The 10,395-nt window shown below is 71.7% G+C and carries 10 protein-coding genes; 2 read left to right on the plus strand and 8 right to left on the minus strand.

Annotation, left to right across the window (positions count from 1 at the left end):
- Positions 1-33: 33 nt before the first annotated feature.
- Both fabI and fabG read right to left on the minus strand, forming a co-directional pair.
- Entirely contained in the window at positions 34-801 is a 768-nt protein-coding gene (gene fabI, locus ABTZ89_RS29280; protein WP_351050669.1) for an enoyl-ACP reductase FabI, read from the minus strand.
- Positions 802-895: 94 nt separating this feature from the next.
- Entirely contained in the window at positions 896-1,600 is a 705-nt protein-coding gene (gene fabG / locus ABTZ89_RS29285; RefSeq protein ID WP_270951668.1) for a 3-oxoacyl-ACP reductase FabG, read from the minus strand.
- Positions 1,601-1,778: 178 nt separating this feature from the next.
- Between fabG and ABTZ89_RS29290 the strand changes: the two genes are divergently transcribed.
- On the plus strand, positions 1,779-4,640 hold the full coding sequence (locus tag ABTZ89_RS29290; RefSeq protein ID WP_351050673.1) for an FAD-binding and (Fe-S)-binding domain-containing protein: 2,862 nt from the start codon (positions 1,779-1,781) through the stop codon (positions 4,638-4,640).
- Positions 4,641-4,719: 79 nt separating this feature from the next.
- The gene (gene trxA, locus ABTZ89_RS29295) at positions 4,720-5,079 is read left to right on the plus strand and encodes a thioredoxin (RefSeq protein ID WP_270951670.1); all 360 of its coding nucleotides are present in this window, start codon (positions 4,720-4,722) and stop codon (positions 5,077-5,079) included.
- A gap of 79 nt (positions 5,080-5,158) precedes the next feature.
- On the opposite strand, the gene ABTZ89_RS29300 is transcribed toward trxA, so the two are convergent.
- From ABTZ89_RS29300 to mobA, 6 genes are all read right to left on the minus strand, one after another.
- Complete coding sequence (locus tag ABTZ89_RS29300; RefSeq protein WP_270951671.1) at positions 5,159-5,884, minus strand: MgtC/SapB family protein; 726 nt, start codon at positions 5,882-5,884, stop codon at positions 5,159-5,161.
- Positions 5,885-5,913: 29 nt separating this feature from the next.
- Positions 5,914-6,495, minus strand: coding sequence for a class I SAM-dependent methyltransferase (locus tag ABTZ89_RS29305; RefSeq protein WP_351050677.1), 582 nt, complete (start codon positions 6,493-6,495; stop codon positions 5,914-5,916).
- Positions 6,496-6,599: 104 nt separating this feature from the next.
- Positions 6,600-7,580: a VWA domain-containing protein gene (locus ABTZ89_RS29310; protein ID WP_351050689.1), complete on the minus strand. Its 981-nt coding sequence runs from the start codon at positions 7,578-7,580 to the stop codon at positions 6,600-6,602.
- A 2-nt stretch (positions 7,581-7,582) separates the two neighbouring features.
- Positions 7,583-8,536, minus strand: coding sequence for a DUF58 domain-containing protein (locus ABTZ89_RS29315; protein ID WP_351050680.1), 954 nt, complete (start codon positions 8,534-8,536; stop codon positions 7,583-7,585).
- A gap of 11 nt (positions 8,537-8,547) precedes the next feature.
- A complete protein-coding gene (locus ABTZ89_RS29320) occupies positions 8,548-9,657 on the minus strand; it encodes an AAA family ATPase (RefSeq protein ID WP_351050683.1) in 1,110 nt (369 codons plus the stop codon).
- Positions 9,658-9,883: 226 nt separating this feature from the next.
- Positions 9,884-10,395 (minus strand): molybdenum cofactor guanylyltransferase (gene mobA, locus ABTZ89_RS29325; RefSeq protein WP_351050686.1); only part of this gene is annotated, 512 nt, incomplete at its 5' end.

The raw sequence follows: 10,395 nt of genomic DNA on the forward strand, positions 1-10,395 counted from the left end.
GCCGGGTGCACCGGCTGCGCGCGAGACCACACCTCAGATGCCCAGTGCGTGCACTCCGCCGTCGACCATGATCATCGAGCCGGTGGTCTTGGGCAGCCAGTCCGACAGCACCGCGCAAACCGACTTCGCCACCGGGGTCGGGTCGTTGACGTCCCAGCCCAGCGGGGCGCGGTCGCCCCAACCGGCCTCCAGGTCGGCGAAACCGGGGATCGACTTGGCCGCCATGGTGCGCACCGGACCGGCCGAGACCAGGTTGACCCGGATGCCCTTCGGGCCCAGTTCGCGGGCCAGGTAGCGGGAGGTCGACTCCAGCGCCGCCTTGGCCACGCCCATCCAGTCGTAGGCCGGCCAGGCGACGCGGGCGTCGAAGTCCATGCCGACGACCGAACCGCCCTCGCCCATCAGCGGGAGGGTCGCGGTGGCCAGCGACTTCAGCGAGTACGCCGAGACCTCCAGCGCGGTGGAGACGTCCTCCCACGGCGCGGCCAGGAAGTCGCCGCCCAGGCACGACGCCGGGGCGAAGCCGATGGAGTGCAGGACGCCGTCGAGGCCGTCGACGTGCTCGCGGACCCGATCGGCCAGGCCGTCCAGGTGCTCGGTGCTGGTCACGTCCAGCTCGATCACCGGCGCCGGCTTCGGCAGCCGGCCCGCGATTCGCTGCACCAGGCTCATCCGGCCGAACCCGGTGAGCACCACCTCGGCGCCCTGCTCCTGGGCGACCTTGGCCGCGTGGAACGCGATCGACGCGTCGGTGATCACGCCGGTGATCAGAATCCGCTTGCCTTCGAGCAAACCGCTCACGAAAATCCTCCGCTGTGCTTATCCACCAGGTACGCAGGCACCTGGGACCAACGCCGCGCGCAGCCGCTGCCGGGCGCGCGGTTCGAACCGTGCTTCAGTGGCCCATCCCGAGACCGCCGTCGACCGGGATCACCGCGCCGGTGACGTAGGCGGCGGAGTCGGAGGCCAGCCACTGCACGGTGCCCGCGACCTCCTCGGGGGCGGCGAACCGGGCCAGCGGGATCTGGCCGAAGATCTCCTTCTTGCGCTCCTCGGACAGCGCGTCGGTCATGTCCGTGGTGACGAAGCCGGGGGCGACCACGTTCGCGGTGATGCTGCGCGAGCCCAGTTCGCGGGCGATCGAGCGGGCCAGGCCGACCAGGCCCGCCTTGCTCGCCGCGTAGTTGGCCTGCCCGGCACCGCCGGAGAGCCCGACCACCGACGAGATGAAGATCATCCGGCCCTTGCGGTTGCGCAGCATGCTGCTGGCCGCGCGCTTGGCCACCCGGTAGGAACCGGCGAGGTTGGCGTCGATGACCCGGCTGAACTGGTCCTCGCCCATCCGCAGCAGCAGGGTGTCGTCGGTGATGCCGGCGTTGGCCACCAGCACCTCGACCCGGCCGTGCGCGGCCTCGACCTCGTCGAAGGCCGCCGCGACCTGCTCCGGGTCGGTGACGTCGCACTGCACCCCGAACAGCCCTTCCGGTGCACCCGATCCGCGGTGCGTGACCGCGACCTTGTCCCCGGCGGCCTGGAACGCCTTCGCGATGGCCAAGCCGATGCCGCGGTTACCGCCGGTCACCAGTACGGACCGTGCCACTGTGGATCTCCCCTCGAACGCAAGATTCGGTTCAGCCGCGACATTATCCGTTCGAGGACGCCCACCGCTCGTCGCCTCCATACAGAAAAAGGGTCACCGTGTCGTGGTGCGCCTACACCCGCGCGGGCAGGCAGACTGCGCTATGCGGCTGATCACCACCGACCAGGGAGGCGCTCCGATGGCCAACCCGCCCGCTGACCTCGTCGCCGAGCTGCGCGCCGCGCTGTCCGGGCCGGCGCGCTTCGACCCCGGCACCCGAGCGCTCTACTCGACCGACGCGTCCAACTACCGGCAGGTGCCGACCGGGGTGGTCTTCCCCCGCGACGAGGACGACGTGGCCGCGACCGTGGCCATCGCGCGGCGCCACGGCGTGCCGATCACCACGCGCGGGGCGGGCACCAGCATCGCGGGCAACGCCATCGGCACCGGGCTGGTGCTCGAATTCGCCCGCCACCTGAACCGGATCGTCGACATCGACGTGGACCGCCGGCTGGCCCGCGTGCAGCCCGGCGTGGTGCTGGACTCGCTGCGTTCGGCGGTGGCCGGGCACGGGTTGACCTTCGGCCCCGATCCCTCCACGCACAGCCGCTGCACGCTCGGCGGGATGATCGGCAACAACGCCTGCGGCACGCATTCGGTCGCCTGGGGCAAGACCGTCGACAACGTGCACTCGCTGGACGTGCTGCTCTCCGACGGCACCCGGCTCGAGGTCGGCGCGACCTCCCCGGAGCAGCTGGACGCGCTGTGCGCGCGCGGCGATCGCGTCGGGCGCCTGCACCAGGACCTGAGGAGGCTGCGGGACGACGCCGCCGATCTGGTCCGCCGCTCCTTCCCCGACCTGGCCCGCCGGGTGTCGGGGTACAACCTCGACCAGCTGCTGCCGGAGAACGGCTTCCACCTGGCCCGAGCCCTGGTCGGCTCCGAGGGCAGCTGCGCGGTGGTGCTGGGGGCGACGGTCCAGCTGGTGTCCTCACCCGCGGTGCGAGCGCTGACCGTGCTCGGGTTCCCCGACACCTACGCCGCCGCGGACGAGGTACCCCGGCTCCGGGGCCTTGGGGCGCTGGCCATCGAAGGGCTCAGCTCCGAACTGGTCGACGTGGTGCGGCAGCGCAACCCCGCCTCACCCGCCTTGCCGCTGCTGCCCGGCGGGCGCAGCTGGCTGCTGGTGGAGACCGGCGGCTCCGATCTCGGCGAGGCCGAGTCCGCGGCGCGGGACATCGTCCGGGCGATGGGTGAGCGCGCGGATAGCGTCGTGCACACCGATCCGGCCCGGATCGCGGCGCTGTGGAAGATCCGCGAGGAAGGCTCCGGGTACTCGACCCGGATGGCCGGTTCGGAGCGCTGGTCGGGGTGGGAGGACGCCGCCGTCCCGCCCGAACAGCTGGGCTCCTACCTGCGGGAGTTCGACGCCCTGCTGGCGCGGTTCGGCCGCCGCGGCGTCACCTACGGCCACTACGGCGACGGCTGCATCCACGTCCGCATCGATTTCGACCTGCTGTCCGGGCCCGGCACGGCGGAGTACCGCTCGTTCCTGGAGGCCGCGGCGGACCTCGTGGTCTCGCACGGAGGCTCGGTCTCCGGCGAGCACGGCGACGGTCAAGCCCGCTCCGCGCTGCTGTCCCGGATGTACCCGCCAGAGGTGATCCAGGCGTTCGAGCGGTTCAAAGCGGCCTTCGACCCGGAGGGACTGCTCAACCCCGGGCAGATCGTCCACCCGCGACCGGTCGACTCCGACGTCCGCCCGCTGGTCGCCCCGCCCAAGATCCCGACGCGCACCGCGCTGGCGCTGCACGCCGACTCCGGCGACCTCGCCGCCGCGACCCGCCGCTGCGTCGGCATGGGCAAGTGCCTGAACACCACGGGCGGGGTGATGTGCCCGAGCTACCGGGTCACCCGGGAGGAGAAGCACTCCACCCGGGGTAGGGCCCACCTGCTGTTCGAGATGCTCGCCGGCCGGGTCATCAAGCACGGCTGGCGGTCCCGGGAGGTCCGCGAAGCGCTCGACCTGTGCCTGTCCTGCAAGGGGTGCAAGTCCGACTGCCCGGTCGACGTCGACATGGCGACCTACAAGGCGGAGTTCCTGCACCAGCACTACCGGCACCGGCTGCGCCCGGCCGCGCACTACTCGATGGGCTTCCTGCCGCTGTGGCTGAAGGCCGGGCAACGCGCGCCCCGGCTGGTCAACCGGGTCCTCTCCGGCCCGCTGGCACCGGTGTTCAAACGGCTCGGCGGGATCGACGCTCGACGGGACGTGCCGGAGCTGGCCACCGAGTCACTACAGGCGTGGTGGTCCGAGCAGCATCCGCGACGCCGCGACTCCGCACGGGTGCTGCTCTTCCCGGACACCTTCACCAACCACTTCGACCCGCACATCGGGCGCGACGCGGTCACCGCGCTCGAAGCCCTCGGCCACGCCGTGGAAATCCCGCGCGAACCGGTCTGCTGCGGACTGACCTGGCACTCCACCGGTCAGCTCGGCACCGCCCGCCGCGCGGTCCGCCGCACCGCCCGCTTGCTGCGCCCGCAGCTCGACCGCGGGCTGCCGGTGATCGGCCTGGAACCCAGCTGCACGGCGTTCCTGCGCAACGACGCGGTGGAACTCGCCCCGGACGACCTCGACGTCGCCGCCCTGGCCGCGGCGACCCGGACCTTCGCCGAGTGGGTCGAGCCCACCCGCGAGCAGTGGCAGCAGCCCGCGCAGGACCGGCAGGCACTGGTGCAGGTCCACTGCCACCAGCACGCCGAGCTGGGGTTCGCCGCCGATCAGGCCACATTGGACGCCACCGGCACGCGGGCCCGCGTGCTGGACGCGGGATGTTGCGGACTGGCGGGCAACTTCGGCTTCGAACGCGGACACCACGAGGTCTCGATGGCCTGCGCCGAGCAGGGCCTGCTCCCGGCCGTGCGCGCCGCCGAACCCGGAACCGACGTCGTCGCCGACGGCTTCAGCTGCCGGACCCAGCTGCGCCAGGCCTCCGACGTCGAGCCCGTCCACCTGGCTACCCTCGTCGCTCGCGCCCTGGACGGGACGCAGCGGTGATGAACCCGACAACCACCGGCGGAATGCCGGAGCGGGCGCACCGCGTTGTCCCGGTAACCGCCACGAGAAGGGATCTCCCATGGCAACGGTCGAGCTGACCAAGGACAACTTCGACGAGGTCGTCTCCGACCAGGACTTCGTCATCATCGACTTCTGGGCGTCCTGGTGCGGCCCGTGCCGGCAGTTCGCGCCGGTCTTCGACCGCGTCTCCGAGAAGAACGAGGACATCGTCTTCGCCAAGGTCGACACCGAGGCCCAGCAGGAACTGGCCGGCGCGTTCGACGTCAAATCGATCCCGACGCTGGCCGTCATCCGCGACAACGTGCTGATCTTCCAGCAGCCGGGCGCGCTCCCGGAGAACGTCCTCGACGACGTGATCCGCCAAGCCCGAGAACTCGACATGGACGAGGTCCGCAAGGAAGCCCAGCAGGCAGGCTGACCTCCCACCACGCAAATTCCATTGAAATCGGACGTGCGATTTCAATGGAATTTGCGGCGCACCGCACCGCGGGTGCGCTCTAGAAGCCCGGTTCCATCGCTTCGCCGACTGCGGCGTGCAGGACTCCGGGGAGTGCGCTGATCTCCTCTACCAGCGATGCCACCGGGGTTTTTCCGCGCAGGCGCAGGGCGACGACGGCGGTGCGCTGCTGCTCGTCGTCGGTGTCCTCGCGCTCCACCTCGAGGTCCATCACCGTCCAGCCGCGACTGGTGCACAGCGTCAGCACGCTGCGCAGAACGCCGAAGCCGTCGAGGTAGCCGATCCGCATCACCTGCGGTTCCCGCAGCGACCTGCGCAGGGTCCGCAGCAGCCACGGATAGCCCAGCACCACCAGGAAGTGCACCGCCGTGGTCGCGGCGGCCAGCACCACCAGACCGCTGCCGCAGGCCATCCCCACCGCGGCCACCACCCACACCGTGGCCGCCGTGGTCAGACCGCGCACCGCGTCGCGGCGCACGAAGATCAACCCGCCGCCGATGAACCCGATGCCGGAGACGATCTGCGCGGCCACCCGCGACGGGTCGAACGACACCCGGTCGAAGGCCAGCAGATCGCCGAAACCGTACTTCGACACCAGCATGAACAGCGCCGCACCGACCCCGACCAGGGCGTGCGTGCGCATCCCGGCGCTCTTCGCGCGGACCTCGCGCTCCAACCCGATCAAGCTGGAGAACAGCAGCGCCGTGCCCAGCTCGACCAGCAGCGGAAGCTCGCGGAGACCGGTTACCACCGCATCCGACGACACCGCTCGAACGTAGCACCGCCCCGATCAGGTCACGATCGGCGTGGCCGCCGCGCCAGGTAGGCCACCGCGGGCGGCAGGTTGCGCCACACCGTCCGGCTGATCACCGTCTCCTCGAACTCCGCGCGCAGGTCCGCCAGCTGACGACGGGCCGGTGGCGCCCACCGCGTCCAGGTGTAGGCGAACTGCGTGAACGCCCCGCCCGGCACCAGCGATTCGGCGACCAGCCGGACCAGCGGCACCCCGTCGACCGGCGCGTGCGCCGCCCACGGCAACCCGCTGACGACGACATCGGCGCGCAGCCCCCGCTCCCGCAACAGCTCCGGGAGCTCCCGGGCGTCGGCGCACACCGACTCCGCACCCGGGAACCGCTCCCCCAGCTGCGCGGCCCACCGCGAGTTGAGCTCCAGCGCCAGGTGGTGCCCGCGCCCGCCCAGGCGGCGCTGGATCAGCTCGGTGAACGCCCCGGTCCCCGGACCGAGCTCGACCACCACCGGGTCACCGCGGTGCGGGATCGGCGCCACCATCTGCTCGGCCAGCGCCCGCGAACTGGGCCCGACCGCTGCGGTCGTGGTCGGCGACTTGACGAACTCCCGCAGAAAACCCGTGCCCACCTGCGCCACTCCCGATCGCCTCCCGAGCCTCGCGTGCCCGGTCAGGATCCTGGAGCCGGTGATCCGCTAGGTGACCAGCTCCGCAACGGCGCGCCAACACTTCCTCACGGGAGCCTGCGCCCGGTGAACATCGAGATCCCGGCCGCGACGATCGCGGTCAGCGTGCCCAGCACCAGCCACGGCTTGCTGGCATCGGTGTGCTTGGTCTCGTAGCCGATCTGCTCGCCCAGAGTGTCGTAGACCTCGCGGAGCTGCTCGGCGCTGGCGGCCTTGTGGAACTCGCCGCCGGAGAGCTTCGCGATCTCCTGCATGGCCTCGTCGTCGACCTCGACCAGCTCCTGCTGGCCCTGGATCTCGATGCTGCCGTGCCTGGTGCCGAAGGAGATCGTGGAGATCGGCACGCCGGCCTGCCGCGCTTCCTTCGCCTTCGTGTAGGCCCCGCGCGGGGCGTCCATGTCGCGCGGGATGGTCTGGCCGCCGTCGGCCATCAGCACGATCCGCGCGGGCGGCGCCCCGGCCGGACCGCCGACCATCTTGCCGAACGAGTCGATCGCCTGCATCGAGGCGTTGATCCCGTCGCCGGTGGCGGTGGCCTCGGCCAGCTTCAGGCTGTCGATGGCCTGCTTGACGCCGGTCCGGTCGGTCGTGGGCATCACCAGCACGGTCGCGGTGCCCGCGAACGACACCAGCCCCAGGTTGATGCCCGGGGTGAGCTTGTCCGCGAACTCCTTGGCCGCGACCTTCGCCGCCTCCAGCCGGCTGGGCTCGACGTCGGTGGCCTTCATCGACAACGACACGTCGATGGTCAGCATCACCGTGGCCCGGTTGCGCGGAATGCGCTGCTCGGCGGTGGGGCCCATCAGCGCCACCGTGAGCATGATCAGCGCCACGCCCAGCAGCGCCGGCGGCACGTGCTTCCACCAGCCCTGGCGCTTGGCCGCCACCCGGTCCAGCACCTCCAGGTTGCTGAACCGGATCGTGTCCTGGCGGCGCTTGCGCATCGCCCACAGGTAGCCGCCGACCAGCGCGGCGACCACCAACAGCAGCAGGAACCACCACGGCGCGGTGAATCCCGACAAACTCAACATCAAGCTGCTCCTCCGGACCAACCGCGCTTGCGGGCCACCACGAACCGCACGACGTCGGCGATCCAGTCCGAATCCGTCCGCAACACCAGGTGCGCGCAACCGGCGCGGCGCAGCACCGCCGCCACCTCCTCGCGGTGCGCTGCGGCAGCCGCGGCGAACTCCTTGCGCAGCACAGGACTGGTGTGCACCTCACGCTGCTTGCCGGTTTCCGGGTCCGACAGCAGCACCGTGCCCACGTCGGGCAACTCCACATCGCGCGGGTCCAGCACCTCGATGGCCAGCAGCGAGTGCCGGGCGCCCAAGCCCCGCAGCGCGCGCTGCCAGTCCGTCGGGCCCAGGAAGTCCGAGACCACCACCGCCAGCCCGCGCCGCCGCGGCGGACGTCGCAGCGACTCGAGCAACCCGCCGAGATCGCCGCGCGTTCCTTCTTCCGCACGCGGCGTCCCGGCGGCCTTCCGCAGCAACGACCGTGCGTGCGAAGCCCCGCCGCGGGCGGGCACCCGCACCGGGCCGGTGCCGTTGTCCAGCACGGCACCGATCCGGTTGCCGCCACCGCTGGTCAGGAACACCACCGCGGCCAGCGCGGCGACGGCCAGTTCGCGCTTCTCGCACGCCGCCGAACCGAAGTCCAGGCTCGGCGAGAGGTCCATCGCGACCCACGTCTCCAGCTCCCGGTCGGCGACCGTCTGCCGGATGTGCGGCTCGGACATCCGGGCGGTGACCGCCCAGTCCATCCGCCGCACGTCGTCGCCGGGCTGGTAGACCCGCGCCTCCCCCGGCTCGGTGCCCGGACCGGGCACCAGACCGAGGTGGTTGCCCTGCAGCAGGCCGTCCAACCGGCCCCGCACGCTCAGCTCCAGCGACCGCAGCGCTGCTTCCAGCCGACCGGCGTCCAGGGACGGGGGCGCCCAGCTCGGGCGGTCCCCGTCCGGATGTTGATCGGTTGCCGGCACGCCCTCGCCCCTCACTGGTGCGGGTTGGGCACGTGCGGCGGCTGCGCGTAACCGGCAGGGCCACCGACCGGCGCGGGCGGACCGCCCTGCGGACGCGCCGAGACCTGCGGCAGCGGCACGGTCTGCAGCACCCGGTTGACGATGTGCTCCACCGGGATGCCGTCGGCCAGCGCGTCGTAGGACAGCACCAGCCGGTGCCGCAGCACGTCCGGAACCACGTCCACCACGTCCTGCGGCAGCACGTAGTCGCGCCCGCGCACCAGCGCCAGGGCGCGCGCGGCGGCGATGATGCCCAGGCTGGCACGCGGCGAGGCGCCGTAGGAGACCCAGCTCGCGATGTCGGACAGCCCGTGGTCGTTGGGCAGCCGGGTGGCCACCACCAGGCGCACCACGTAGTCGACCAGCGCGTGGTGCACGAACACCGAGGCGGCGACCTTCTGCAGCCGGATCAGCTCGTCCGGGTTGAGCACCGGGTTCGGCTCCGGAGCCGCGACGCCCATCCGGTAGATGATCTCGCGCTCCTCCTCCGCGGTGGGGTACTCCACCGGGAGCTTGAACAGGAACCGGTCGCGCTGCGCCTCCGGCAGCGGGTAGACGCCCTCGTTCTCGATCGGGTTCTGGGTGGCCAGCACCAGGAACGGGGCGGGCATCGGGTAGCTCTCGCCGCCGATGGAGACGTGCCGCTCGGCCATCACCTCCAGCAGCGCCGACTGGACCTTCGCCGGAGCGCGGTTGATCTCGTCGGCCAGCACGAAGTTGGCCAGCACCGGACCGAGCTCGACGTCGAAGCGCTCGCTGCCCTGCCGGTAGATGCGGGTGCCGAGGATGTCCGCGGGCACCAGGTCCGGGGTGAACTGGAGCCGCGAGAAGCTGCCGCCGACGACCCGCGCGAAGGTCTCGACCGCGAGGGTCTTGGCCACGCCGGGCACGCCTTCCAGCAGGATGTGGCCCTTGGCCAGCAGTCCGGTCAGCACCCGCTCCACGAGCCGGTCCTGGCCGACGATCACCCGCTTGACCTCGAACACGGTGCGTTCCAGCAGCTGCGCGTCGCGCGCCGGGGTGCTCACCTGGTCCGCCGGACGCGCGGCGCCCCCGCTCTCACCGTTGCCGGCCTCGGTCAATTCTCCCAGCCTCCTGTCGTCGGTCCGGCCTACCCGGCCGCTCAAGATCCTGGCACGCCCCCACCGCGCAACGCCGCGGGGGCACTACCCCGAGCCCACCCAACCTCAACCGCGGTGTGACCCAGGTAAAGCCGCCGGATCGAGGATTAATTTCACTCAGCACTGAACATATCGAGGATGTTGACGAGATGTGGTGGTTTTCGCGGATGAAGTCGGTCGAGAACCGCTACTCCTGCGCGGTGCGGGCGTTCCGGAGGTCGTCCGGCGTGTCCACATCGGACGCCTCGGACTCGATCGCCGGGACGTGCACCGGCGCGAGCGGGGCGAGAGCCGCGCGGAGCGGCCGGTTGTGGACCTCAGCGGGCATCGCCCCGCGCAGCGCGCTCACGTCCCACACGCCCACCAACCACTGTGGACGGTCCTGCGCGTCGACGAGCACCGCACCAGCGGAGTCGGGTGTTGCGCGCGGGGCGGCGAGCAGCCGGGCGATCGTCGCCGGTGTCAGGTGCGGGTGGTCGCCCGCGAGGACCGCGACCGCGCGGGTTTCCGCCGGGAGTTGGGCCAGGCCTGCCTGGAGCCCCGCGAGCGGACCGCCACCCGGCGGATCTTCCGCGGTCCAGCGCACCGCCCGGGCAGTGGTGCGCGGCGGGCCGACCACGACCAGCGGGTCGGCCTCGGCCACCGCATCCAGGGTGCGGTCCAGCAGCGTGCGCCCTCCGACGGGCAGCAGGACCTTGT

The sequence above is a fragment of the Saccharopolyspora sp. NPDC002686 genome, from assembly GCF_040295745.1.
Classification (GTDB): Bacteria; Actinomycetota; Actinomycetes; order Mycobacteriales; family Pseudonocardiaceae; genus Saccharopolyspora; species Saccharopolyspora oryzae.